This window comes from Streptomyces sp. GbtcB7 (assembly GCF_019091445.1).
Taxonomy (GTDB): domain Bacteria; phylum Actinomycetota; class Actinomycetes; order Streptomycetales; family Streptomycetaceae; genus Streptomyces; species Streptomyces mirabilis.
In genome coordinates this window covers 1-229 of sequence record NZ_JAGXJM010000789.1, presented here as the reverse complement: position 1 = coordinate 229, position 229 = coordinate 1, and the positions used below count along the sequence as shown (strand labels likewise).

The window sequence follows — 229 nt, the reverse complement described above, 5'->3', positions numbered from 1 at the left end:
CCCGGGGGCCCGGGGCCCCCCCGCCACCCCCCCCGGCCCCTCCCCCGGGCCGGGCAGGGGCGGCCGCCCAAGGCGGCCGAGCGGGGCTCCGCGCAGCTGGGGAAGGTCAATCCGCTGGCGTTGGAGGAGTTCGCCGCGTTGGGGGAGTGTCACATGTTCCCCAGCGAGCAGCTGGAGGACCTCAAGAAGACGCGGGCCGATCTGTGGCAGGTGGTGAAGGGGGTCGTCG

The 229-nt window shown here is 76.0% G+C and carries 1 protein-coding gene; it reads left to right on the top strand.

The features are described from left to right. A partial coding sequence (locus tag KVT44_RS57565) for a hypothetical protein (protein ID WP_217577273.1) occupies nucleotides 1-229 on the top strand: 229 nt, incomplete at both ends.